Source organism: Mesorhizobium sp. P2_E7, from assembly GCF_056403855.1.
The window spans coordinates 2,002,105-2,027,026 of record NZ_JBFUER010000001.1; the positions used below are offsets into that span (position 1 = coordinate 2,002,105).

Annotated in this window: 25 protein-coding genes and 1 other RNA gene; 13 read left to right on the forward strand and 13 right to left on the reverse strand. The window is 62.9% G+C overall.

Translation table 11 applies throughout. From position 1 onward, the window contains the following. Positions 1–57: 57 nt before the first annotated feature. Genes modC through modA form a run of 3 tightly spaced genes read right to left on the reverse strand, consistent with a single transcriptional unit; the run spans position 58 to position 2,681 of the window. Positions 58–1,170 (reverse strand): molybdenum ABC transporter ATP-binding protein, encoded by a 1,113-nt coding sequence (gene modC / locus AC1DYC_RS10135; RefSeq protein WP_477405909.1) that lies wholly within the window; start codon positions 1,168–1,170, stop codon positions 58–60. Further along, on the reverse strand, positions 1,167–1,871 hold the full coding sequence (gene modB / locus AC1DYC_RS10140; protein WP_477405911.1) for a molybdate ABC transporter permease subunit: 705 nt from the start codon (positions 1,869–1,871) through the stop codon (positions 1,167–1,169). The genes modC and modB overlap by 4 nt, the downstream gene beginning before the upstream one ends. Before the next feature lie 15 nt (positions 1,872–1,886). After that, the gene (gene modA / locus AC1DYC_RS10145; RefSeq protein WP_477405913.1) at positions 1,887–2,681 is read right to left on the reverse strand and encodes a molybdate ABC transporter substrate-binding protein; all 795 of its coding nucleotides are present in this window, start codon (positions 2,679–2,681) and stop codon (positions 1,887–1,889) included. Positions 2,682–2,838: 157 nt separating this feature from the next. On the opposite strand from modA, the gene AC1DYC_RS10150 reads away from it, so the two are divergent. After that, positions 2,839–3,045 carry a TOBE domain-containing protein gene (locus AC1DYC_RS10150; protein WP_477405915.1) on the forward strand — a complete coding sequence of 69 codons (207 nt, stop codon included), beginning with the start codon at positions 2,839–2,841 and terminating at the stop codon, positions 3,043–3,045. Positions 3,046–3,057: 12 nt separating this feature from the next. On the opposite strand, the gene AC1DYC_RS10155 is transcribed toward AC1DYC_RS10150, so the two are convergent. After that, positions 3,058–3,852, reverse strand: a complete 795-nt coding sequence (locus AC1DYC_RS10155; protein ID WP_477405917.1) for a thymidylate synthase — start codon at positions 3,850–3,852, stop codon at positions 3,058–3,060. A 338-nt stretch (positions 3,853–4,190) separates the two neighbouring features. Beyond that, a complete protein-coding gene (locus AC1DYC_RS10160) occupies positions 4,191–4,502 on the reverse strand; it encodes a DUF2853 family protein (RefSeq protein WP_477405919.1) in 312 nt (103 codons plus the stop codon). A gap of 168 nt (positions 4,503–4,670) precedes the next feature. Here AC1DYC_RS10160 and ssrA point away from each other — a divergent pair. Both ssrA and AC1DYC_RS10170 read left to right on the forward strand, forming a co-directional pair. Further along, positions 4,671–5,030: a transfer-messenger RNA gene (gene ssrA, locus AC1DYC_RS10165) on the forward strand. 112 nt (positions 5,031–5,142) lie between these two features. Then, positions 5,143–5,700: an AAA family ATPase gene (locus tag AC1DYC_RS10170; protein ID WP_477405921.1), complete on the forward strand. Its 558-nt coding sequence runs from the start codon at positions 5,143–5,145 to the stop codon at positions 5,698–5,700. A gap of 46 nt (positions 5,701–5,746) precedes the next feature. Here the strand turns inward: AC1DYC_RS10170 and AC1DYC_RS10175 are convergent, their stop codons facing one another. Then, positions 5,747–6,952, reverse strand: coding sequence for a multidrug effflux MFS transporter (locus AC1DYC_RS10175; RefSeq protein WP_477405923.1), 1,206 nt, complete (start codon positions 6,950–6,952; stop codon positions 5,747–5,749). 187 nt (positions 6,953–7,139) lie between these two features. Here AC1DYC_RS10175 and AC1DYC_RS10180 point away from each other — a divergent pair, with 187 nt between their 5' ends. The 5 genes from AC1DYC_RS10180 (at position 7,140) to AC1DYC_RS10200 (ending at position 9,491) form a co-directional block, all read left to right on the forward strand. Further along, positions 7,140–7,823 (forward strand): TetR/AcrR family transcriptional regulator, encoded by a 684-nt coding sequence (locus tag AC1DYC_RS10180; RefSeq protein WP_477405925.1) that lies wholly within the window; start codon positions 7,140–7,142, stop codon positions 7,821–7,823. Positions 7,824–7,954: 131 nt separating this feature from the next. Further along, on the forward strand, positions 7,955–8,500 hold the full coding sequence (locus tag AC1DYC_RS10185; RefSeq protein WP_477301309.1) for an SspB family protein: 546 nt from the start codon (positions 7,955–7,957) through the stop codon (positions 8,498–8,500). A gap of 18 nt (positions 8,501–8,518) precedes the next feature. Next, positions 8,519–8,713 carry a DUF4169 family protein gene (locus AC1DYC_RS10190; protein ID WP_477301307.1) on the forward strand — a complete coding sequence of 65 codons (195 nt, stop codon included), beginning with the start codon at positions 8,519–8,521 and terminating at the stop codon, positions 8,711–8,713. 13 nt (positions 8,714–8,726) lie between these two features. Beyond that, positions 8,727–8,972: a ribbon-helix-helix domain-containing protein gene (locus AC1DYC_RS10195; protein WP_477301305.1), complete on the forward strand. Its 246-nt coding sequence runs from the start codon at positions 8,727–8,729 to the stop codon at positions 8,970–8,972. A gap of 18 nt (positions 8,973–8,990) precedes the next feature. Beyond that, entirely contained in the window at positions 8,991–9,491 is a 501-nt protein-coding gene (locus tag AC1DYC_RS10200; protein ID WP_477301303.1) for a hypothetical protein, read from the forward strand. Positions 9,492–9,514: 23 nt separating this feature from the next. Here AC1DYC_RS10200 and AC1DYC_RS10205 read toward each other — a convergent pair whose 3' ends face one another. From AC1DYC_RS10205 to AC1DYC_RS10220, 4 genes are all read right to left on the reverse strand, one after another. Beyond that, positions 9,515–13,465: an AsmA family protein gene (locus AC1DYC_RS10205; RefSeq protein WP_477405927.1), complete on the reverse strand. Its 3,951-nt coding sequence runs from the start codon at positions 13,463–13,465 to the stop codon at positions 9,515–9,517. A 114-nt stretch (positions 13,466–13,579) separates the two neighbouring features. Further along, complete coding sequence (locus AC1DYC_RS10210; protein WP_477405929.1) at positions 13,580–14,080, reverse strand: hypothetical protein; 501 nt, start codon at positions 14,078–14,080, stop codon at positions 13,580–13,582. 47 nt (positions 14,081–14,127) lie between these two features. Then, entirely contained in the window at positions 14,128–14,625 is a 498-nt protein-coding gene (locus AC1DYC_RS10215; protein WP_477405931.1) for a hypothetical protein, read from the reverse strand. A 28-nt stretch (positions 14,626–14,653) separates the two neighbouring features. Further along, positions 14,654–16,063, reverse strand: coding sequence for an FAD-binding oxidoreductase (locus tag AC1DYC_RS10220; RefSeq protein ID WP_477405933.1), 1,410 nt, complete (start codon positions 16,061–16,063; stop codon positions 14,654–14,656). A 120-nt stretch (positions 16,064–16,183) separates the two neighbouring features. Here AC1DYC_RS10220 and AC1DYC_RS10225 point away from each other — a divergent pair, with 120 nt between their 5' ends. Continuing rightward, positions 16,184–16,663 carry a thioesterase family protein gene (locus AC1DYC_RS10225; RefSeq protein ID WP_477405934.1) on the forward strand — a complete coding sequence of 160 codons (480 nt, stop codon included), beginning with the start codon at positions 16,184–16,186 and terminating at the stop codon, positions 16,661–16,663. Between the two features lie 235 nt (positions 16,664–16,898). Next, positions 16,899–17,096, forward strand: coding sequence for a hypothetical protein (locus AC1DYC_RS10230; protein WP_112394615.1), 198 nt, complete (start codon positions 16,899–16,901; stop codon positions 17,094–17,096). A 48-nt stretch (positions 17,097–17,144) separates the two neighbouring features. Here AC1DYC_RS10230 and AC1DYC_RS10235 read toward each other — a convergent pair whose 3' ends face one another. Then, the gene (locus tag AC1DYC_RS10235; protein ID WP_477405936.1) at positions 17,145–18,050 is read right to left on the reverse strand and encodes a dienelactone hydrolase family protein; all 906 of its coding nucleotides are present in this window, start codon (positions 18,048–18,050) and stop codon (positions 17,145–17,147) included. A gap of 288 nt (positions 18,051–18,338) precedes the next feature. Between AC1DYC_RS10235 and AC1DYC_RS10240 the strand changes: the two genes are divergently transcribed. From AC1DYC_RS10240 to AC1DYC_RS10250, 3 genes are all read left to right on the forward strand, one after another. After that, positions 18,339–18,482 carry a hypothetical protein gene (locus tag AC1DYC_RS10240; RefSeq protein ID WP_477301286.1) on the forward strand — a complete coding sequence of 48 codons (144 nt, stop codon included), beginning with the start codon at positions 18,339–18,341 and terminating at the stop codon, positions 18,480–18,482. A gap of 22 nt (positions 18,483–18,504) precedes the next feature. Next, positions 18,505–18,936: a hypothetical protein gene (locus AC1DYC_RS10245; protein ID WP_477280507.1), complete on the forward strand. Its 432-nt coding sequence runs from the start codon at positions 18,505–18,507 to the stop codon at positions 18,934–18,936. A 371-nt stretch (positions 18,937–19,307) separates the two neighbouring features. After that, entirely contained in the window at positions 19,308–21,431 is a 2,124-nt protein-coding gene (locus AC1DYC_RS10250; RefSeq protein ID WP_477405938.1) for a putative bifunctional diguanylate cyclase/phosphodiesterase, read from the forward strand. 6 nt (positions 21,432–21,437) lie between these two features. Here the strand turns inward: AC1DYC_RS10250 and AC1DYC_RS10255 are convergent, their stop codons facing one another. Next, a complete protein-coding gene (locus tag AC1DYC_RS10255) occupies positions 21,438–23,750 on the reverse strand; it encodes a glucose/quinate/shikimate family membrane-bound PQQ-dependent dehydrogenase (protein ID WP_477405940.1) in 2,313 nt (770 codons plus the stop codon). A 156-nt stretch (positions 23,751–23,906) separates the two neighbouring features. Next, positions 23,907–24,857, reverse strand: a complete 951-nt coding sequence (locus AC1DYC_RS10260; protein ID WP_477405942.1) for a DMP19 family protein — start codon at positions 24,855–24,857, stop codon at positions 23,907–23,909. Positions 24,858–24,922: the final 65 nt, after the last annotated feature.

Here is a 24,922-nt window from a genome sequence, read left to right on the forward strand (position 1 = left end):
GCGATCACACTAGCCTCTCTCGACCCGTAGCGCTATTCCAAAACGATATAGCGGCTATCAGCCATCCGCTTCGGCCGGCAGCCCGGCACTGGTATTGGCCCTGTCGAAGCTGACCGTCTTGACCACCGCGAACACCTTGCCGCCGAGGTGAAGTTTCAGCGCCTGCCTGGACTGCTCAGTGATGCGGGCAAGCACGGTTACACCATTGCAGTCGATGCCGACCTCCACCGATGGCCCCTCACCCGGGCTGATCGCGACGATGATGCCGGGAAGGATGTTGAGCGCGCTGAGGCCGGTCGGCTGTTCAGTGGCGATCATCACGTCGCGGGCGCGGATACGGATACGCACTGGCGCGCCAGGCGCAATCGCCAGAAGCGGCACCCGGATCTCACCCGCCGCCGAACCGAGCACGCTCATGCCGAACGCCTCGTCGTGACGCAGCACTTTGGTGTCCAGCACCGCGCCGCCCTCGCCGCGCTCTTCGGCCGGCAACAAATCGAGCCGCTGCATGATCGCGCCGGTCGGCCCGAAAGCCGAGACCTTGCCTTGCGCCATCACCACCACATCGCTGGCCAGCCGCGCGACCTCCGCGACGGAATGGCTGACATAGACGATGGGAAGCTTCGTCTCGTCCCGCAGCCTTTCGACATAGGGCAGAATCTCGGCCTTGCGCGCATCGTCGAGCGAAGCCAACGGCTCGTCCATCAACAGCAGCTTCGGGCTGGCCAGCAGCGCCCGACCGATCGCCACGCGCTGCTTCTCGCCGCCCGACAGTTTTGCTGGCCGTCGGTCGAGCAGCGGACCGATGCCGAGCAATTCGACCACTGCATCCATGTCGGCATAGCGCTCCGCGGCCGGCGTGAACCAGCGGCCATAGCGCAGATTGCCGGCCACGCTCATATGCGGGAACAGCCGCGCGTCCTGGAACACCATGCCGATGCGGCGCTTGTGCTTCGGCACGAAAATGCCGGCATCGGTGTCGACCAGCACCCGGCCATCGACCGCGATGCGGCCCTTGGTCGGCCGGATCAGGCCGGCGATCAGGTTGATCAGCGTCGTCTTGCCGGACCCAGACGGCCCGAACAGCGCCGTCAGCCGGCCAGCGCTTTCGAAACGCGCGTCGATGGCGAACTCGCCGAGACGATGGCTGATGTCGACAACGACGCTCATTCGATGTCCATCCGCCGGCCGACGCGCCGCGCCAGCACTTCCGAGGCAACCAGGGCCGCCATCGAGATGATGATCGAGATCAGCGTCAGCCTGAGCGCCCCGTCATCGCCGCCCGGCACCTGCGTGAAGGTGTAGATCGCCGACGGGAGCGTCTGCGTCTCATTGGGAATGTTGGAGACGAAGGTGATGGTGGCGCCGAATTCCCCCATCGCCTTGGCGAAGGACAGGATGGAGCCGGCGATCAGACCGGGCAGGATCAGCGGCAGCGTGATCGTGGCGAAGACCCAGAGCGGGTTGGCGCCGAGCGTTCCTGCCGCTGCCTCCATCTTGCGGTCGACCGCCTCGATCGACAGCCGGATCGCCCGCACCATCAGGGGGAAGCCCATGATGCCGCAGGCGAGAGCCGCACCGGTCCAGCGAAACGAAAAGACGATGCCGAAATGCTCGGCCAGGAAGGCGCCGGCCGGCCCGCGCCGGCCGAAGGTAAGCAGCAGCAGATAGCCGGTCACCACAGGCGGCAGGATCAGCGGCAGATGCACCACCCCGTTGAGCAGCGTCTTGCCCCAGAATTTTCCGCGGGCAAGCAGCAGCGCGATCGCGATGCCCGGCGGCAGGCTGAAAAGCATGGCCACCGTGGCCACCTTGATCGACAGCCGGACCGCATTCCATTCGTCGGGAGTGAGGTCCAGTAGCCAGTTCATGCGTCAGGCGTTGCCTTAGTTGCTCGGCGCCAGGATCGTGAAGCCCTGTGCCTTGAACAGTTCGGCCGCTTTGGCGGACTCAAGACACTTCAGGAATGCCGGCGTATCCTTGTCTTTGGAATCGGCCGTCTGGGCAACCGGATAGATGATGGGCGGATGCGAATCCTCCGGAAAAGTGCCGACCACCTTCACGCCCTTGTCGGCATGCGCGTCGGTGGCATAGACGATGCCGAGCGCTGCTTCGCCGGTCGAAACTAGCTTCAGCGCGGCGCGCACATTCTCTGCCTGCGCCACCTTGCCTTCGACGGACGACCAGACGCCGAGCGATTCAAGGGCTGCCTTGCCGTATTTGCCGGCCGGTACCGCCTTGAAGTCGCCCATGGCGAGCTTGCCGTCGCCGACCAGCTTGGCGATGTCGAAACCTTTTTCGATCTTGGTCTCGACCTTCGAATCCTTCGGCGCCACCAGCACGATCTGGTTGCCGAGCAATTTCACTTCGGTGTCCGGCTTGGTCAGCTTCTTGTCGGAGAGATACTTCATCCAGTCGAGATCGGCCGAGATGAAGACGTCGGCCGGAGCACCACCCTCGATCTGCTTGGCCAGTGCCGAGCTCGCGGCGTAGGAGATGGTCGCGGCCTCGCCGACATCGGCTTCGCAGGCCTTGTTGACCGCATCGAGCCCGTCCTTGAGGCTGGCGGCCGCGAACACGATCACCTTGTCTTCCGCATGCGCGGCCGGCACCGCGGCCATCAGCGCTGCAGCAAAACCGCCAATCGCGATCGCTCTCAATCCAAAACCTTTGCCCGTCATGATTCTCTCCCTGGGTTGAAATCCGCTCGGCTCGATGCCTGCCGATCGATATATCCGGATGAATATAACATGGGAAGGCCGCCACCTGTCGAAAGCGTCTGTTCGGCATCGATTGTTCTGGTTATGACGGGCAGACAAACCGTGGAAGGAAGTCCCGATGAAAATCAGCGCCCGCAACATCCTCAAGGGAACGATCGTCGAGATCGTCAAGGGCGCCACCACTTCGCATGTCCGCATCGATGTCGGCGGCTCGGTGGTCACCGCCTCGATCACCAATGAGGCTGTCGCCGATCTCAACCTCGAAAAAGGCAAGCAGGCCTATGCCGTGATCAAGGCATCGGACGTCATGGTCGGCATTGATTGAAGGAACAGCGGATCAGACCGCGATTGGCGCCTTGATCGAGGCATCGGCAAAATAGTTTTCCAGCCGGAAATCCTCGAAGCGGAAGGCAAACAGGTCCTTCACGTCGGGATTGATCCACAGCGTCGGAAGCGCCTTGGGCGTGCGCCGCAATTGCTCGCGCGCCTGCTCGAAATGGTTGGAGTAGAGATGCGCGTCGCCCAGTGTATGGACGAAATCGCCGGGCTTCAGCCCGGTCACCTGCGCCACCATCAAGGTCAGCAGCGCGTAGGAGGCGATGTTGAAGGGCACTCCGAGAAAAATGTCGGCCGAGCGTTGGTAGAGCTGGCAGGAGAGCTTGCCTTCCGAGACGTAGAACTGGAACAGGCAGTGGCAAGGCGGCAGCGCCATGGCCTCGACCTCGGCCGGGTTCCACGCCGAAACGATCAGCCGCCGTGAATTCGGGTTCTTGCGTATCTCCTTGAGAAGATTGGCAATCTGGTCGATCGACCCGCCATGACCATCCGGCCAGGAGCGCCACTGCTTGCCATAGACCGGGCCGAGATCGCCATTCTCGTCGGCCCACTCGTCCCAGATCGAAACGCCGTGGTCTTTGAGGTATTTGATGTTGGTGTCACCGGCCAGGAACCACAGGAGTTCATGGATGATCGACTTCAGATGAAGTTTCTTGGTGGTGGTGACGGGAAAGCCGCGCGCCAGGTCGAAGCGCATCTGGTAGCCGAACACCCCACGCGTGCCGGTGCCGGTGCGGTCGCCGCGATCGGCGCCGTTGTCCAGCACATGCTGCAAAAGGTCTAGATACTGGCGCATCGGCTTCGCCTCGATTCGGGGTTGCTGGCATCATAGCCGACTGGCCGCCGGCCGAACATATTAAAAGGGAACTAGGCGTTGCTTGCCCCACCACTCGTGAAAGGTCAGCGCCGCCCCTCACCTGCCTGCCGGCATCCTCTCCCCGTATAGTGACGGGGAGAAGGGCGCTGTCATCACCGATTTCGCCAATCAGTGAAGTTGCAGAAAGAGCGGGAGATAGCGGTCAGCCCTTTCTCCCCGTCACTATACGGGGAGAAATGCCCGGCAGGGCAATGAGGGGCGGCGCTGACGTCTGGTGAGGAGCAGATCAAACGCGGTCTGCCTACCGGCAATAATCTCTACAAAGAACCCAGCTTGCCCAGATCCTTGGCGACCAGATAGTAGAAAGTCACTCGGCTCTTGGAGCTGTCGGCGGCCAATGCCTTGCAGGTCTTCTCGATCGCGGCGTCGGCTTTCGCCCCGTCGGTCACACCGAGCTTCTTGGCAACCCAGTTGGTCTTGACGCGCTCCAACTCCTTGGGGTCGGTGCAGGATACCAGCGAGGAATCGCGGTTGCGCAGCGCAATGCCCAGATGCTTCACAATCTTGGCAACCACATCGGCATTTGCGGCGGCGTCGTATTTCTTCACGTCTGCGAGATAATCGGCCATCAAAATTCCCCACATCGGCGCCACGGGATCCGATCGATGAGGGTTGTGGCGCGCTGCCGCAACTTGTGCGTTAGATCGTGACTCCTCACCGCCGCAAAGCTTCGGTTGAGACCGCGTCCAAGTCAACCCTTGGCGTCACAGTTTGGCTCTGGGAAGAAGTGCCATTGCGGCCTTTCATTTCGTACGACGACCCCCTATATTCGGTTTGTCGGCTTGACCGACTATGGCGATAAATGGGCGATGTAATAAGCCGTTCGGACCCGGGGGCGGTACCCGGCGCCTCCACCAAAAGCCGCTTTCACGACAAAGCGGTTCTTGCTGGGGGCGAAATAGGATCGACGAAGGTGTAAAGATCGTACTTTTGCCCGGCATGGTACCACCGTCATCGGGCTAAACCTGTAGTTGCAAATGACAACTATGCGGAAGCACGTCTCGCTGCTTAATGCAGTGCGATAGCTTCAAATCAAGCCCTAGAGGTTCGCACTTCTAGGCGGGGTTCGGAGGTACCTGGCAACAGAAACCTCCACTTCTCCCCCTCCCCAGTATTTTACGCGCAGCGCCGGCTGCCGCTGGTCGAACTTTGCCTGGCTATGGGCCGCGAAGCTGTCGAGCCGCGTGCGCCCTTCTCCATGGACAAAAGATGCAAAACTGTTCCGATCGCTTCTTCGTGCTGACCGGCGGTCCCGGTTCCGGCAAGACCACGCTGGTCGAAGCGCTGAAAGCTGAAGGGTTCGCCACCTCGCCCGAGGCCGGGCGCGGTATCATCCGCGACCAGGTGGCAATTGGCGGATCTGCCCTGCCCTGGCGCGACAAGGCGCTGTTTTCCGAACTGATGCTGTCGTGGGAGATGCGCTCCTGGCAGGCCGCTTGCGAGCGCTCCGGCCCAGTCTTCTTCGATCGCGGCGTGCCGGACACGCTGGGCTACTATAGGCTGATCGGCCAGCCCGTGCCGGCTCATGTCAGGCTTGCCGCTGAACGCTTCCGCTACAGCAGCCGTGTCTTCATTGCCCCGCCATGGCCTGACATCTTCACCCAGGACAGCGAGCGAAGGCAGACGCTCGACGAGGCCGAACGGACCTATCACTCACTGGTCGGCGTCTACACAGAATTGGGCTACGAGCTGATTGAGCTACCACTGACCTCGGTCGAGACACGGTTGGACTTCGTGCTGGCCGAGGCTGGATTATCCCGGACATGAAAAAGGCCGAGTCAGACCCGGCCTTTTTTGATTGAGTGTGGTTGGCTTATTCCGCCGGCGCTTCGATCGCTTCGCGCGAGCGGCCGAGCGTCAGCTTGGCCAGCGTGAACGAGATCACGGCGCACAGCGTAATGCCGGCGACCATCGGCAGCGGCGTGCCGTCGAAGAAGATGCCGGCGACACCCATGGCCAGCGCGCCGATGGCGAAGTGCAGCGTGCCCATCAGCGCCGAGGCGGTACCGGCGATCTCGCCATGCTCTTCCATAGCCAGCACCGACGTCGTCGGGATGACCAGGCCGAGGAAGCCGTAGCCGACGAAGAGCAGCGCCGCCATCACGTCGAGCCGGTCGACGCCGGTCGCCATGATTGCAAACAGCACCACCATCGTCGTGGCATAGCCGGTCACCGCCACCCAGACGACGCGCTTCAGGCCAAAGCGTTCCGACAGCACGCCGGTCAGCTGCGACATGCCGATAAAGGCCACCGCGTTGATCGAGAAGAACACGCTGTAGACCGAAGGCGACAGCCCGTAATGGTCGATCAGGATGAAGGACGAGCTCGAGAGGTAGACGAAGAAGCTGGCAATGCCGAAGCCGGCGATCGCCACCAGGCCGAGGAAATTGAGGTCACCCATCAGGAAGCGGTAGCCGGCAAGTGCTGTTCCGAAGGACGAACCGACGCGCTCTTCCGCCGGCCGCGTCTCCTTGAGCGAGGTCGCGAGCAGGATGGTGGCAAGGGCCGCCGCGCCGGTCACCGTCCAGAACACCGCGCGCCAACCAAAGTTCTCGATGATCTGGCTGCCGGTCAGCGGCGCCAGGATCGGCGACACCGAAAACACCAGCATCAACAAAGACATCAGCTTGGCGGCTTCCGTGCCGGTGTGCAGGTCGCGCACGATGGCGCGCGGCACCGCCATGCCGGCGCTGGCGCCGAGGCCCTGCAGGAAGCGGAAGGCGATCAGCCATTCGATGGTCGGCGCCATGGCCGAACCGATGCCGCCGACCATAAACAGCGCAAGCCCGCCATAAAGCGGCAGCTTGCGGCCGACCATATCGGAAATCGGCCCGACGACGATCTGGCCGAAACCCATCGACAGGAAAAAGATCAAAAGGCTCATCTGCACGGCGGCGGTGCCGGCATGCAAATCCTCGCCGATCGACGGCAGTGCGGGTAGATACATATCGATGGCGAAGGGGCCGATGGCGGACAACAAGCCGAGCACGACCGCGATGCGGAGGAATTTGGGACTCATGATAATGGCTTCTTTCGAATCTGGTTGCCGCCGGCAAGCGACGTCTAACCCCAGGACGTTCCATCCCGTGGAAATCCGACATCCTGGGGCGAATTCATTCGTCCCCTCAGCGCAAATTTCCGTTTTGTTATGTCCACAAATTTAGACAGCCTTGTCCAATTCGTCAATCACCTCTATATAGATTTTTATGAAGCCTGCCGTTTCTCCTGACATTTTCCCGCCACGCGGCCACGAGGCCAAGCGTATGTCGATCATCGATGCGGCGGCCTCGGTCTTTTGCCGCGAAGGCTTCGCCGGCGCCAATATCGACCTGATCGCGATGGAGGCCGGCGTCTCGCGCCAGACCATCTACAATCACCACCGCGACAAGGAAAAGCTCTTCATGGCCGTGGTGCGCGATCTGACCGAGCGCTGCAATGCCGGCATCTTCGCCACCTTCGCCACCTTCCCCGACCAGCCCAGGGATCTGGAAGCCGATTTGATCGGTTTTGCCGTGCGCATGAACCAGAACTGCATCTGCAATCGCGACGGACGCTTCCTGCGCAAGCTGATCCAGACCGAGGGCGAGCGCTATCCCGAACTGTTTGCCGAATGGCGCGACCATGGTCCGGGCCGGACATGGCCGGCACTTGCCGCCCGTTTTGCCCGCCTCGCCCATGCCGGCCATCTCACGGTTGACGATCCCGATGTCGCCGCGCGGCAGTTCCTGGCCCTGGCCAACGCCGAACTGCAGACCACGTTCATGCTCGGCGGCACGCCATCGGAGGATGAAGTGCTGCAATCCGCAACCCATGGCGTGCGAACTTTCGTGCGCGCCTTCGGCAAGCGCAGATCCGCGGCAGCGGTGGAAAAGCAGCTGGCCAGCGCCTGAGCGATCGAAGCCAGCGATCAAATCGTCAGTGACGGGCCTCGCTTCCGCACATCAGCGATCTATATGCGGTTTACGCCGCCCTCAAGCTTGATTACAGCTATGCGGACGATTCAACGGAACCCGACCAGCACATGGCCGACGACCACATCCGCTACGACATTCTGGCCCAGGAGGCATTGCGCGGCGTCATGCGCAAGGTCCTGGCCGAAGTCGCGCGCACCGGCCTTCCCGGCAACCATCATTTCTTCATCACCTTCCTGACCGGCGCGCCGGGCGTGCGCGTGTCGTCCAGGCTGCGCGAGCGCTATCCCGAACAGATGACCATCGTCATCCAGTTCCAGTATTGGGACCTCAAGGTGACCGATACCGGCTTCGAGGTCGGCCTGTCCTTCTCCGACGTGCCGGAGAAACTGGAGATCCCGTTCTCTGCCGTGCGCGGCTTCTACGACCCGTCGGTGAATTTCGAACTCGAATTCGACGTCAAGACAGACATTCCCTCAGAAGACGAAGCGCCGGCACAGCCGGCGCCCGAGCCCTTGGCCATCGTCTCCGAGAAAAAGCCGAAGGCCGAGAAGAAGGCGGCTGCCGCCGAAGCCGAGAAGAAGCCTGCCGCGGCCGATGCCGCCGCCGGCAAGGGCGCCGACGTCGTCTCTCTCGACGCTTTCCGCAAGAAGTAGCGGGACGGACGGCGCGACATGGGCGACGTCGTCAACCTTCGCCAGGTCCGCAAGCAAAAGGCGCGCGCCGAAAAGGAACGGCAGGCTGGCGAGAACCGCGTTCTGCATGGCCGTTCCAAAGCCGAAAAGAGCCGCGACCAGTTGATCGCCGACAAGGCAGAAACCTTCGTCGCCGGCCACCGCCGCGAACGCCCGGAAGATCAGGGCGATTGATGGGCAGTCCGCGGTGAGCCCGGTCGAAAAACGCTCGGTGACGATCCGCGGCCACCGCACCAGCTATTCCCTCGAAAAGCCGTTCTATGACGACCTCGTCACCATCGCAGCGGAACGCAAGCTGACGCTCGCCGCGCTGGTCGCCGAAATCGACGAGACAAGGCCGCGCGACGCCAACCTCTCCTCGGCGCTCCGGCTGCATGTGCTGGACTGGGCCAAGCGCGGCGCGGCAAGGCGTGCGCGTATGATCGTAGAATAGCGACTAAACGGGGGCGGGATGGTCCATCATCAGCATGTCGGGCCAATCGGGCGATATCAAGTGCCGGAGCGCTCGCGGTTCCGCTGGGATGCAGAACGATTCAAGATAGCTTCCATCACGCCTGGCATCGAAGTGCTTGAGGAAGGTGGGGGTGGGCGCGAGGAAATGCACTACAACGCCAAACTCAAAATCGAAGGGAGTGTGTATTCTATCAGGGCGGTATCAGAGCCGGAGTTCGACGAATCTGGCAATCAGGTCTTCAACTACCGCAACGGCGACAAGAAGCCGAGCAATCAAGTTTGGATCAATGTCCATGCATTCGAAATCCTCGAACGAGATGGTCGCCCTAGTTTTTCAAGGGTTTATATCGATTCTGACACCGAACAGTTGGCCCAAATAATTTTCGATTTTCTCAGCGTAAGCAGGCCTGTATATTCAGATACGAACAAAGCTGTTCGGATAATTTTCTCCGATAAAAACCCGATCTCTCCGAAGAATTATTCAATAGCTCGCAGATAGCGACCGCAACTTTTCGACCACGTTTAATTGCCCAGCGACTTCAGCAGATTGTCGACCGAGAACGGGTTTACCTTGGGCTTCGGCGGCGCCGGGGTCGAACCGTCATTGACGCCTGGCAGTGAGCGGTCGACCTTCGGCGCCTGCTCTTGCGCCTTGCGTTCGGCCTCCAGCCTGGCCTTCTCCTGCGACGCAATCCGCATCGCCTGTTCAGCCTTCTTGCGTTCGTTTTCAGCCTTGGCGGCGTCTTCGGCTGCCTGCTGCTCGGCCTGCGCCTTCGCATCCGCATCTGCTTTGGCCTTGGCGTCCGCTTCCGCCTGCGCTTTCGCATCGGCCGCCGCCTTTGCTTCCGCATCCGCCTTGGCCTTCGCCTCCGCTTCGGCCTGTGCTTTTGCCTCGGCCTCCGCTTTCGCCTTGGCGTCCGCCTCGGCTTTCAGTCGCGCCGCTTCCTCCTGCTTGCGCAATTCCTCGGCGGCGTTGTCGCGCTCGGTCTGCAGGGCGGCGTAGTAGCGCACCTCGCGCCGCAGCCGCTGCTTCTCCAGCAGCGCTGCCTGCATCGCCTCGACCCGCTGCTGTTCCTTTTCCAGCGCGCGCTGGGTCAAAAACTGCGCCAGCGGCTCGCTGTCGAACTGCTTTTTCATCGCACTGAGCGGCCCGTCGACGCTGAAATTGACCGTCGGATCGGAGCCGACCAGCGCTTCGTCGCCGGGCTTGTAGGTGATCGTACCCCTGGCGGCGACGGTGCTGGTGTTGAGGTCCGCCGTGACGTCGGCGGACAGCGCCGCGCCGGCGTTTTCCAGTTTTAACGGCGGCGCTCGCAACGTGCCGCCGGCAACCGTGAAAGCGATGTCGGAGTCGCCGGCCACGAAAGTGCCGTCACCGGCGATCTGCGGTGCGAAGCCCGCGGTCTTGGCCACATCGATGTCGCGCCCGATCGCATCGGCCTTGGCGATCATGGCGCCGAAGGCATTGGGATTGACGCCGGCAATGGTCAGGCCTTTTAGCGCCGCCGTGCCGGAACCGGATAGCGCCGCGATCATCGCGTCGACCGACTTGCCGCTGGTGGACAGGCCGGTCGAGAAATCGCCGCTGCCGCTCAGGCCGGCATTGGGCAGCACGGTCGTGAGATCAGCGCCGGCAAGCCTCATCTGGCCGGAGAACAGCCCGGTGCCGTCTGTGTTCTTCAGTTCGAACAGCCCGGTGAGCGCGCCGCCGAGCAGCTTTGCCTTCAGGTCCGAAACGCGGATCCCTTCCTGGTCGAGTTTCAGCGACAGCGAGGCGTCATAGGCCGTGGCCAGCGGTCCGGCGGCAAGCGTGGCCGTCGTCAGATCGAGGTCGGCGGTGAACGGCAGGCTGGATTTCTGGCTGAACGGCGCCGTCGGCCAGCTGCCGTTGCTGGCGATGAAGGATTGGTCGCCGAACAGCGCGACCGCCATCGGGTCGAGATCAAGCTCATCGAGCGCCAGCGCGCCGGCAAGATGCGGCAGGCCCTGCTTCACGTCGAGATTGATGTCACCGGACACCGCCGCTTCGTTGATCGACCCGCTGAGACCGCTCAGCACCAAAAGGCCATTGCCGAAATCGGCATCCGCGCTGAGCGAGGTCGAGGTGCCGGTGCCCATGCCGGGCAGGCCGACGCCCGTCGTCATCAGCCAGGGCTCGATATCGGAGGCGTCGATGCCGATCTTGCCTTTGGCGGTGGCGCCTTGCGGTGTCTGAGCAACGGTGCCGTCAAAGGTTGCCTTGAAGTCCTCGGCAGCGAGGTTGAAGCTCGTTGCCAGGCCACCGCCAAACGTGCCTTTCGCCGAAATGTCGGTTGACGCCTGGCCAAGCATGCCGAGCGGCAGCGCCGGCATTCCGTAGAGCGCCAGCAGCGCGGTGGCGTCGGGGTTTTTGGCGTTGAAGGTCAGCGTCACCGGCGCGTCGAGCAACTGGCCGACGGCACCCTTGCCCGACAGCGACGCCGAGAAGGCCGAGCCGCCTGCCTTGCCTTGCCCGCTGACGGCCAGCCCCGTCGTGCCGTCACCATTGTCGGCGGCACTTGCCACCAGATCGACGCGCGCGTCCTGGAACAGCTCGGGATAGGCAGACGTGCGGCTTGCCAGTCCTTTCAGCACATCATTGTCGGGATAGTGCTGCGCGGCAACGTCGATCAGCGGCTTCAGATCGACCGCGACCACCGAGGCGTCGAGCTTGCCGGTCGGGCTTGCCGGGAAATCCTTGATCCGGCCGGTGGCGCTGATCGAGGCGCCGGCAAGGCCGCCAATCGACAGCCGGTCGACTTCGAGCAGACCGTCGCGCAACCGGAGCGCAGTGTCGACCGTGTCCGCGGTCAGCCCGCCGGCGCTGACTGGCCCCGCCTTGATCTGGAAATCGAGGTCGCGGTCGGAGAAGCGGTTGGCGCCCTTGTCGCTGACGAAGATCGAGGCGAACGCCGTCAGCCCGTCGACGTCGAGTTCGCCGCCCGTCAGCCGCATCAGCACAGACGGCTTGGCATCGTCGGGCTGGCTGGAATCGATGCGGCCGGAAAACTTTGCCTTGCCGAGGATCAGTTCGAGATCGCTGAACGCCTGTCGCCTCTCCGAGAGATCGACCTTGGCCTTGAAGCCGGCGGCAGGCAGCCGGCGGATCGCTTCGTCGACATCTTTCGACAGCCAGGCGGCAAAGCCGGAAGGCTGCGCCACTGCCAGAAGCAGCGAGCCGGTGAAGCCAAAATGGTTTTCGACGCTGAGCATGCCGCTGGCTTCCAGCGTGGTGCGGCCAGGCAAGGTCGCGGCCATCGACTTCACCGACCAGCCGCCCTCGACCGGTTCGGCCGAGAGATGCACGTCGCGCACTGTGGTGTCGCCGGCCACCACCGCCGGCAGCTTGACCTCGACGGTGCCGGGAATGGTCGGTTTCGGCAGGTCGAGCAGGGCTTGCTCGATCCCGGCAATGCGCTGGTCCAAGGTCAGGCCGGCGCCCTTCTCGGCGCCCACCGCCTCGTCCAGTTGCACCTGCGCGCCATTGGCCTCGATGGCAAAATTCGGCTTCAACCCGAGATCGACCGAAGCCTTGCCGTCGGCGGTGTAGGGATTGTCAAGCGGCCCGGTCTCGAAACGGAATTCGTCGACGCCGAGCTTCTGGTGGTCGAGCGAGAACTTGCCGTTCAGCCGGAAGCCCGGATCGGTCTTGGCCGCACTGACTTTAACGGTCTCGCCATCGCTGCCGCGTAGCTCAACTGGAGTTTTGTCGTTCTTGTCGGCGCCGGAAATCTTGAACTGGCCGGAGTAGACAGCGGCCCCGTTGACGATGCCGGCATTGCCGTCGGTCTCGATGACCAGCGGATAGGCATCCGGATCGACTTTGAGTCTGAGCCGCATCTGGCCGTTGCCCTCGGCCTTGCCGGTCGAAGCGGTGAGCGTCGAGCGCAGGCCGTCGAGCAGCAATGTGCCGTCCATGCGCCACGGCCCGGCCAGCGATTTGGCCGAGATGGTCGAATTGATTTCGGAAATGAGATGGCTACGGCCGCCGGCGGCGTGACGCAGCGCAATCTCGCCCTCCGTCACCGTCAGCTTCTCGATCGAGATCTGGTTGAGGTCGAAGGGCGAGGACGGCCGCATCGCCCAGTCGACCGTGCCGTTGTCGGCAATGTCGATCGTCGCCTTCGGATGCACCAGCCGCATGTCGAAGATCAGCACTTCGCCGCGCAGGAACGGCGCCAGCTCCGCATCCATCGAAAAGGTCTCGACGGTCATCGCCGGCTGGCCGCCGGGACCACCGGCGACGGTAACGTTGGAGAAGGTCACCGAGGGGAACGGCAACAGCCGCGCCGTGGCGTCGCCCTGCACCGTCACCTTGCGACCGAGAATGGCGCTCGCCTCGCGCTCGAACTGGGCGCGGTAGCCGGTCCAGTCGATAAAGTACGGCACCACCAGTGCTGCACAGAGCACCAGCACGAACAAGCCACCGAAGATCACGAACAAGCGTGCGAGCATCAGCTCCGAACGGGTTGATTGAAAGTCAGCTGCACTCTACCCGCATCAGCGTGTCGATAAAGAGGCAATTCATCTGGCGGACACATTGCGGTTGGCCCATCCCGGTGCACCCGATCAGCGAGATCCGACCGCCTCCATCAGCGCCGGCAGGACCGCCCGCTCATGAAGGCTGACCGAAAAGCTCCTTGCAATGAATTCCAGCGTCGAATCATGGAACGTCAGGATGAAGTGCCGATAGTCGGAAAACAGCTCCGGTGTGTGAGACGAATGAACCTGGTTTGCCTTCTCCTGGGAAGCGATCCAGGACGAATTGAGGACTTCGAACGCGGAATACGGCCGCAGCCCCAGCCCATACAAGCGATGCCCGCTGATGGCTTCGTCGTTAGGCGGGCCGAATTGAAATACCCGATAAGGATCCGCCGTCAGAATGGCGATCGACTGACCGCCTGTCGCGGACGAGATCGAGCGCGGATTGGTGCCGTCGAATGACGGATCCGGCCTGTTGATGATGTAAGCGATGAGCAGCCTGCCCTCGTCGGCAAAGACATGCGGCAAAGGCGCGCCGGGAGACGATTGCGGCACGTCGATCGACAACAATGCCTCTGATGCCGGCATCTGCTTGGCCTCCCTCGGTAACTGTGCAGCCTTCGCCGCCCACGGTTTTACCGCGCCATCGCCCTTCGGCGATACTCGTTCAGCAGCACGGCCATCTCCTCGGGCGAAAATGGCCAGCCCTTGGGCAATGCGGCTTCGGCGCCCAGGCTTTTGGTGATGCTGCGCATGACGGAGCTTTTCTTGACACCCGGTGCAAAATTATAGCCGATCATCTCGCCGGCTTTGGGCAGGTTGTAGACGTGGAAGCCTTCAACGTCCTGCCAGCGGACCAGTTTCGGCGATCGGACGAGACCGCCGCCGAGCATGAAACCTTGTCCGTTCAGCACCAGCATCTGTGGGCGCACAAGCAGCCAGGCAAACACCAGCGCGCATGGCCCGAAGAATGCTATGCACCACCAAAGCCCGGTGGTGTCGTCGTCCTTGGAGACATAGATCATGAAAGCACTGCCCAGGACAAAGACGAGGCTGGCCAACAGCATCAACGATGTCTTGCCGCGCGATGCCCTTATAACCAGCGGCTCCACAGTCTTGGTCGCGTACCGCATTGCCGCCCTCGCCCCAGTCACATTTCGGCTATGCAGGTAATATCTTGCCCGGGTTCATAATGTCTTGCGGATCAAGCGCCTTTTTTATGGAACGCATGATATCGACGCCGTGACCAAGTTCGTGGCGCAGGAAGCCGATCTTGCCCTGGCCGATGCCATGTTCGCCGGTGCAGGTGCCGTCCATGGCGATCGCCCGCATGTTCAGCCGGGCGACGAATTTTTCGGCCAGCGCGATTTCCTTGGGGTCATCGACATCCATCAGCACCAGCACGTGGAAATTGCCGTCGCCGGCATGGCCGACGATCGGCGCCACCAGGCCCATCTCGGCGATATCGGCCTCGGTTTCGGCAACGCATTCGGCCAGCCGCGAGATCGGCACGCAGACATCGGTCGACAGGCCCTTGGCGCCTGGCCGCAGCGTCAGCGATGCCCAGTAGGCGTCGTGCCTGGCCTTCCACAGTTTCGTCCGTTCCTCGGCGACGCTGGTCCACAGGAACGGTCCGCCGCCATTGTCCTCGGCAATCGCGCCGAACGTTTCGGCCTGTTCGGCAACGCCGGCATCGCTGCCATGAAATTCGACGAACAGGCACGGGCTTTCCGGATAATCGAGCTTGGAATAATTCTTCATCGCCCGCATCTGCAGCGCGTTGACCAGCTCGATGCGCGCCACCGGAATGCCCATCTGGATCGTCGCGATGACTGCATTACAGGCCGCCTCCAGGCTCGGAAACGGGCAGACGCCGCCGGAGATCGCCTGGGGTATGCCTTGCAGCTTCAGCGTCAGCGAGGTGATGATGCCGAGCGTGCCTTCCGAGCCGACCAGAAGCCGCGTCAGGTCGTAGCCGGCAGAGCTCTTCTTCGCCCGCTTGCCGGTCGTCACCGTCTCGCCATCGGCCATGACCGCCGTCAGCGACAGGACATTTTCGCGCATGGTGCCGTAGCGCACCGCATTGGTGCCGGACGCCCTGGTCGCCGCCATGCCGCCCAGCGAAGCATTGGCGCCGGGATCGATCGGAAAGAACAGGCCGGTGTCGCGCAAATGCCGGTTGAGATCCTCGCGCGTCACGCCGGGCTCGACCGTGCAGTCGAGATCCTCAGGGTTGACCGCAAGAATCCGGTTCATGCGCGAGGTGTCGACCGAGATGCCGCCACCCGGCGCGTTGGTGTGGCCCTCCAGCGAGGAACCGACGCCGAAGGCGATGACCGGCACGCGGTGCATCGCGCAAGCGCGCACGATCTCCTGCACCTCTTCCGTCGTCTCCGGGAACGCAACGCCGTCGGGCGCCTGCGTCGGAATATAGGTGGTGGTATGCGCGTGCTGGCCGCGGATCGCCGCGCCGGTCTGAAAACGTTCGCCGAGCTGCTGCTTGAGGATGCCGAGCACCGCCGCGATGCCTTCCTCGTTGCGTTCGACCGGGTTGAGGTCGCTCAGAGCCATGAATTCCTCCGCGAATGGACCAGCGTCCATGCTTGTTATGCGATTATGGATGCGTAGTCTTGCCCGCCACGCCCTGTCCAGCACCAGAACTCGGTCCCGCACCAGAACAAGGAATGTTCCATGCCCATCCCCGCCCCCTACGTCTCCAAGCCGATGGACATCGAGAAGGACTGGATCGACTATAACGGCCACCTCAACATGGCCTACTACAACGTGCTGTTCGACCGCTGCTCGGACGAGGCGTTCGCGGCGATGGGCATGGGGCTGGACTATGTCAAAGACCGGCGCCTGACCATCTACACGGCCGAGGTCCATGTCTGCTACGTCCAGGAGTTGCATCTCGAACACAAGGTCGTCGTCTCGTTCCAGCTGATCGACCATGACGACAAGCGGCTGAGGGCCTACCAGGAAATCCGCCATGTCGGCGGCTGGCTCGCCGCCACCTCCGAAACCCTGTCGCTGCATGTCGACATGTCCGGGCCGAAAGTCGCGCCCTTCCCTGCCGACGTGCAGGCCAAGGTGGAGGCGATGCGCGCCGCCCATGCTGCGCTGCCGATGCCCGAACGCGCCGGCCGTTCGATCGGTATTCGCCGCAAGTAAGCCGAACTCTGTTCTCACCAGGGGCTCCAAAGCCACACTCGCAAGTCAAAGTCGCAGCGTCCTCAAAATCCAAAGGTCGCTGCGCTTGAAGCGCTTTCGGGCCCGCGTTAACCTTACCAAGGTTTTAACGTTAACAAACCATTTGAGCCATTGAACGACTCAGCAGACCGTTTGAGAACGGGTCGATCCGAGTTGCGATGCAGGCGGCGGGGCACAGGCGGTTCGAGGAACGGGCATGAAAACCGACATCAAGGTCGAAGTGGACAGGCTGGCCGCCGATCCGCGCGTTACCGACTATGATTTCTGGCGCTCCTTGAAGAACGTCAACAACGAGATCTTCCAGATCGCCAACAACAACGAGCCGATCCCCTTCGACATGATCCGCTGGCGCGCCATCCTGAAACAGGCGCGCATGAAACGCGGCCACGCCTGACGTCGGCCTGCACTGCCCTCATTGCCCCGCCGGGCGTTGACCGGTCTACTAAGCCAGCTTCTCCTTCAGGAAAGCGATCGTCCTGCCCCAGGCGAGATCGGCCGCCTTCTTGTCGTAGCGCGCGGCTGACGTGTCGTTGTTGAAGGCATGGTTGACGCCGTCATACACATAGACCGTGTATTCGACATGCGCGGCGTCGAGCGCCTTCTTGTAGGCATCGATGCCGGCGTCGATGCGCTCGTCGAGCCCGGCATAGTGCAGCAAAAGCGCCGCCTTGATCTTCGCCGCATCTTCGGCCTTCGGCTGCATACCGTAATAGGCGACGCCGGCCGCAAGATCGGGGGCGTTGACGGCCAGATCGTTGACCGCACCGCCGCCCCAGCAAAAGCCGACCGCGCCGACCTTGCCGTTGCCGTCCTTCTCGGCCTTGAGATAGGCGATGGTCGCCACACCGTCAGCAGCTACTTGCTTGGCGTCGAGCTTGGTGAACATGTCGCGCGCCTTGTCTTCGTCAGCGGGCGTGCCGCCGAGCGGTGACAGGAAATCCGGCGCCAGCGCCACAAAGCCTTCCAGCGCCACGCGGCGCGCGATATCCTTGATGTGCGGATTGAGCCCACGGTTTTCATGAATGACGATGACGGTGCCGAGCTTGCCGGACAGGCTCGCCGGCTTGACCAGATAGCCCTTCATCTCGCCGCTGCTGCCGGGATAGTTGATATCCTCAGCCTTCACGCGTGGATCGTTGTCGGCGACGATGGCCGCCTGCGCCGAGTTCGCCGCCAGTAGCGGCGCGATCGCAGCCGCCGCCGCACCCGATCCGGCGAGCCTGGTCAGTTGTTCCATGAAGCGGCGGCGGTCGAGCGTCAGATGCGTGTATTCGTCATAGGCGTCGATCATCGCCTGGGTGATGGCAGGGCTGGCAAGCCTGGCGGCTTCGATGGTGGGTTTCGTCATGGCGTGCTCCTCGCTCGGAGATGACCTCACGGTCACTCCGGGATGACCTCACGGTCCCCCTGGGATGACCTCGCGGGTCAAGATAGGGTGCAAGCGCGCACGGTCCAGTCACGGGTGAGTGACGGTTTCGCCGTCAGGCGGATCGTACGTGCTGCCCCCCCGCAGATCGCCGGGCAGTCATCACATTTTGGTCATTTCGGCAGATGTTGATGGTTGTCGCCACAATATGAGGGGAAGCTGACTGTGGCTTCGCCTGTCAGGCTGGCCCGACGAGAAGGAACAAATTCGATGACCTTGTCCACTCCGATCCTTGCAAGTGCGCTCGTGCTTGCTGTTGCTGCCTTGCTGGCAATGCGCTCCGCCGCCGCCGCGACCGCCGCGCGGATGGTGAAGGTCCGCATCGACCAGCGCCGTTCCAAAGCCCGCAACTGACAGAAATGCCGAGGGAAATGCCATGGACGCCCAGAGCATCGTGAACACCGTCGCCGAGAAAGCCGGCCTCGATCAGGCGGTCACCGAAAAGGTCGTCGGCACCATATTCTCGGTGCTTGAGCACGAGGCCGAAGGCACCGCTGCCTCATCGTTCTTCGCCAAGATCCCGGGCGCCGACGCCCTGGCGCAGAAGTATGACGTCATGGCCGCCGCCCCTGCCGGCGGCGGTGGCTTCCTGTCGTCGCTGCAAGGCGCGCTTGGCGGCGTGCTCGGCGAAAAGACCGGCGCGCTGATCAACGGCGTCGCCGCGCTCAAGGCCTCCGGCCTCGACATGGCGCAGATCCAGAAGGCCGGCACCACACTGATCCAGCAGGCGCAAGCGGCGGCCGGACCGCAGTTGACCAACGAAGTGCTGGACTCCGTGCCCAGCCTGAAGGGCCATCTCGGACTCTGATCGCAAAATCCCGTTTCACCGCAATCCATCGCCTGGCGCCAGAGCGTGAGCTGGCTGGCGCACGGTTCGTATCGAGGTCGCGCGGCGAAGCGCAGACAGCGCGCCGCTTGGAAACCGGCGGCTTGAAGCGGTCGACTCTCTCGCTAAAAAATCGATATTATGTGACTTTTTGGAGTATCCTACACTTTCTGGAAACGATGCATCCAGACGCACAAGCGCCTGCCAAATGCAATTAACCACCCATTAGAAGTTGAATCCGAGAGTGCCACCGAACTATCGGTAACCGCGTTTGGGGGCGGCTGCCTTCTCTCGCCTTTCGTCAAACCCCCGCTCGAAAATGGCACGTCTCGCAGACGGGCGGCGGATTGATCATGGCAGAAGGTCCGGCACCTGCGCGGCGCATGAAGAAGGCGTCCCCGACCATGATGCGCGTCATCTCCTGTGTGGCAATGGAGCACAATCTCTGGCTGGTGCTGGTGGCGGCGTTGGTCTGCAGCGCCGGTTCCTGGGCCACGATCAGGCTCTTCCTGCGCGCTCACGAGGCAACCGGCCTGCAGCAGATCGGTTGGCATTTCCTGACGGCGGTCTGTGCGGGATCGTCGATCTGGTGCACCCATTTCATCGCCATGCTGGCCTACGATCCCGGCGCGCCCATCGCCTTCGATCCGGTGCTGACGATCGCCTCGCTGTTCATCGCCATTGCCGGCACTGCCGCCGGTTTCATCGCCGCTGCGGGCGGTACGCGCATTGCCGCGTCCTTCGGCGGCATCATCATCGGCCTGGCCATTTCCGGCATGCACTACACCGGCATGGCCGCCTACCATGTCGATGGCCTGGTCGAATGGGACATGACCTATCTCGTCGTCTCGATCGCTCTGTCCGTGCTCTTTGCGTGCATGGCCATCAACGTCGCCCTGAACCATCGGATACAGGGCCATAAATACTGGGCCGCGACGATCCTCGTGGTGGCCATCGTCAGCCTGCATTTCACCGCCATGGCGGCATTGCAGGTGACGCCGCTGGCGATGCGCGGCGACTACACCGATCCTGCCGCCTTGCAGGCCATGGCGCTTGGCGTCGCCGTCGCCGGATTGATCATCATCGGCACCGGCCTCGCCAGCTATTTGATCGACGACCGCTCGCGCTCCGAGGCCTTTCGCCGCCTGCACCATCTGGCGATGAACGACGCGCTGACCGGGCTGCCGAACCGGGCCAATTTCAACGATCATCTCGATCACGAAATCGACCGCGCTCGAGAACTTGACGGCAAGGTCGCGATCGTCGGTATCGACCTCAACCGGTTCAAGGAAATCAACGATCTTTGGGGCCACAGCGCCGGCGACCAAGCCCTGAAGACCCTGGCCGGGCGCATGAGCGCGCTTTTGCAGGAGGGCGAATTCGTCGCCCGTCTCGGTGGCGACGAGTTTGCCGGCGTCAAACGGATGAAGAGCCAATCGGACCTTGTCGATTTCGTGTCGCGCCTTGAAGCTGCACTTTTTGCGTCGATCCGAATCGACGGTATCGAAGCCACGACCGGCGCCAGCCTCGGCGTTGCGATCTATCCCAACGACGCGCACAACCGCGAAACCCTGGTCAACAACGCTGATCTGGCGATGTACCGCGCCAAGGCCAATGTGACGCGAACCGTGTGTTTCTACGAGCAGGCCATGGACGAGGCCGTCCGCGCCAACCGCACGCTGGCCAATGATCTTCGCGATGCCGTCGAGAACGGACAACTGGACCTGCACTATCAGGTGCAGACGTCGGTCTCGACCGGCGATGTCAGAGGCTATGAGGCACTGTTGCGCTGGAAGCACCCGACACGCGGCAACATACCGCCAGTCGAGTTCATTCCGCTGGCCGAGGAAAACGGTCTCATCCTGCCGCTTGGCGAATGGGTGCTGCGCACCGCCTGCGCCAAGGCCGCCTCGTGGGAACACCCCTACAAGATCGCGGTCAACCTGTCTCCGGTGCAGTTCGCCCATGCCGACCTGCCGAAGCTCGTCCACGAAATCCTGCTCGAGACCGGGCTGCGTGCGAACCGGCTCGAACTGGAGATCACCGAATCCACCATCATCGCCGACAAGAACCGCACCTTGACCATCTTGCGGCGCATCAAGGCGCTGGGCGTCACCATCGCCATCGACGATTTCGGCACCGGCTATTCGTCGCTGGAGACGCTGAGAGCCTTTCCCTTCGACAAGATCAAGCTCGACCGCTCGTTCATGTCCGAGGTCGAGACCAGCCCGCAAGCCAAGGCCATCATCCGCGCCGTGCTGGCGCTTGGCCAGAGCCTCGACATACCGGTGCTTGCGGAAGGCGTAGAAACGCAAAGCCAGCTGTCGATCCTGCGCGCCGAGGGCTGCAACGAAGCACAAGGGTTCCTGCTCGGCCGCCCGGCGCCGTTCGGCGACATCTTCGCCCTGGTGCATGGCAAGGACGCCGCCTTCGCCATCAGGCTTGCGCCCGCATTGCCGGTCCAGGCGGTCGCCTAGACCCCTCTACTTCGGCAGCGTATAGGCCATCACATAGTCGCCCGGCTTGGTGCCGACCGAGCCGTGGCCGCCGGCAACGATGACCACGAACTGGCGGCCGTCGGCGACGGTGTAGGTCATCGGCGTCGATTGCCCGCCTGCCGGCAATCGGGCCTGCCAGAGCTGCTTGCCCGATGTCAAATCATAGGCGCGCAGATAGTCGTCGACCGCCGCTCCCAGGAAGGCGACGCCGCCGGCGGTGATCATCGGTCCGCCAATGCCGGGAACGCCGACCTTCAGCGGCAGCGGCAGCGGCGTCATGTCATAGATGGTGCCGTTGCGGTGCCTGTAGGCGACCTTGCCGGTCCTTAGATCGACGCCGGCGACGTAACCCCAAGGTGGCGCCTGGCACGGAATGCCGAGCGGCGACAGGAACGGCCCCATCACCACCGCATAGGGCGCGCCCTCGTTGCGGTTGAGCCCCTGCTCACTGCCACGCCCCTCATCCGGCGGTGGCACCTGGTCGCGCGGGATAAGCTGCGACTTGAACGCCAGATAGGTCGGCATGCCGAACATCACCTGCCGCACCGGATCGACGGCGACGCCGCCCCAGTTGAAGACGCCGAAATTGCCGGGATAGATCAGCGAGCCCTGCACCGATGGCGGTGTATAGCGGCCCTCGTAGCGCAGCCCCTGCAACTCGATCCGGCAGGCCAGCTGGTCGAACATGGTGATGCCCCACATGTCGGCGCCGATCAGCGGCTTCGGATTGAAGGAAAGGTCCGAAGATGGCTGCGTCGGCGAAGCATGGTCGCCCTCGATGGCGCCGCCCGGCGCCGGCACTTCCTTGACCGGGATGATCGGCTCGCCGCTGCGCCTGTCGAGCACATAGAGGTCGCCCTGCTTGGTCGGCCCGACCAGTGCCGGCACGACGCCGGCGGCGGTGGTGATGTCGACCAGCGTCGGCTGTGCCGGCACATCCATGTCCCAGAGGTCATGATGCACGGTCTGCCGCACCCAGCGCAATTGTCCGGTGGCAAGATCGAGCGCCGTGATCGAGGAGGAAAACTTTTCGACATTGGCGCTGCGCCCGGCGCCGAGTTGGTCCGGCGTCTGGTTGCCGAGCGGCACGTAGATGAGGCCGAGCTTCTCGTCGGCGCTCGCCGTCGACCACATGTTCGGCGAGTTGTGGGTGTAGGTCTGGCCTGCGGGTAGCGGCGTCGTCACGTCCGGATTGCCGGAATCCCAGTTCCACACCAGGGCGCCGGTGTCGACATCGAAGGCGCGAATGACGCCGGACGGTTCCTCCGTCGAATAATTGTCGTTGACCGCGCCGCCGACAATGATCTTGCCGCCGGCGATAAGAGGCGCCGAGGTCGAGTAATAATAGCCCGACTTCGGATACGGCATGCTGGTCAACAGGTTCAGCGTGCCGGCTTCGGCGAAGGACGGGCAGACCTGGCCGTTGGCGGCGTCGAGCGCGATCAGCCGCGCGTCCGAGGTCGGCAGATAGACGCGCGCGGCGCAAGGCTGGCCGGCGGCGATCTTGGTATCGGCATAATAAGACACGCCGCGGCAGGTCTGGTGCTGGCGGTTGGGATCGAGCTTGATCTTCGGGTCGTATCGCCATTTCTCCTTGCCGGTGGCGGCATCGATGGCGATGGCGAAATTGTGCGGCGTGCAGATGTAGAGCGCGTCGCCCACCTTCAGCGGCGTCACCTGATAGGTGGTCTCGCCGATGTCATCCGGACCCTTCACGTCACCGGTCTGGTAGGTCCAGGCCGGCTGCAATTTGGCGACGTTGTCCGGCGTGATCTGGTCGAGCGGCGAATAGCGCTGGCCGAACTGCGTGCGGCCATAGAAGTGCCATTCGCCCGGAGGCACATTGCCGCCGAGATCGGCGGTCGGCGTCACCTTGTCGGCGCTGAGCTCGCCGGCAATGTCCTTGGGATCGGCGGTCATCGAATAGCCGGCCACCGCGAGTGAGGCGAGCACCGCCAAGATGAGCGGCGCGCGCGCGTCGGGACCGGTGAGGCCCCGCCTTGCCCATGGCGTCAGCAGCCACAGCGCCAGAAGCACGATGATGCCGCCGCGCGGGCCGAGTTCCCACCAGTCGAAGCCGATTTCCCACACCGCCCAGGCAAGTGTGCAGAGCACGATCGCAGCATACAACCACAGCGCCGTCGATTTGCGCCGGAACAGCAGCCAGGCGGTTATCAGGAAGGCGAGCCCGGTGATGACATAATACCAGCTGCCGCCCAGCATCGCGAGCCGGATGCCACCGCCGCCAAGCGCCAGGCCGATGAGGAACAGGATGAGGGAGGTGATGACCACAGCCAAGACGATACTCCTTCGACTGTTGCGCTTTGCGGCGCCTCTCAGGCAGCCGTCCCTGCCCTGTTGTCAGCTTTCTCCCGCAGGCCGCGTGTGTCAAGCTTGGCCTGCCAGCATAGGGTGAGAAGAAGGCGGTCCTTCTGACCGCCTTTTCGCGCTGGCTCAGCGGCGCAATACATCCATGAGATTGTGACCGGTCGAGCGCTGGACATGCGCTACGACCATCTCGGTCGGCACCTGTGCGATCGGGTCGCCCTTGGCCACCATGTCGAACAACAACGACCATTTTGGATGAAAGTAGGCGTAGCACATGCCGCGATCGGTCTCGACGACGAAGCGGACAATCTTGATGCCGTCGCCGAGATCCTGACCGGGCTGGCCCTGATGCCAGGCGATGAACCGGCGCGGCTCTTTCACCATGATGCAGAGATAGCCCATCGCCTGCTTGAGCGGGTCCTTAGCGTCGTCTTCTTTGGCCTGGCGCTCGCGCTCCACCTTGCGCGCCGACGCATGTTTGTTGGCCGCGGCGAAGGCGTCGGTGACCGCCATATATTCGTCGTCGGCGACGACCCGCAGTTCGGGCAGCGACTTCAGCCAGGTCCGGTTCGCCTCGATCAGCGGCTTCTGCCGGCAGAGCTCGTAAAATTCCTTGTCGAGCTTGTCCATTGCCGGATCGATGTCACCGAAACCACCGCCCTTGAACACCTTGTCCATGCGCGCCGGCTCGGCCTTGGCGAAGGTCAGGAACCGCCGGTGCAAGGTGGCGGCTTCATGGCGCATCGCCTCGAGGCCTTCCTGGCAATCCCGCAGCGTGAAATCGAGCATGTTCGAATTGGCGGCATATTGCGAGTGGCCGCCATTGTTCACCTGCGCCATGTAATAGTCGACGTGATAGGAGCGCAGCGCGTTCTGCGCCAGCTCGTCCCTGTTGTAATACGCCTTGCGAAGGGCGAAGTTGACGGAATTCACCACGCTCTGCACGAGGTCATACGGGCTGTCCGACTTGTATGCCTTTTCCGGCACAATGATCTTTCGACCGTCGTCGCGCGATTGCGGCACGGCTTCGCGACCGCCCAGAACCTGGGCTACCCTGCGTCCGAATACTCCAATCAACACCGCCTCCATTGCAGCCTTTGCTTGCAATAGTGTCGCAATGCTGTTGATTTCCGATGAACCGA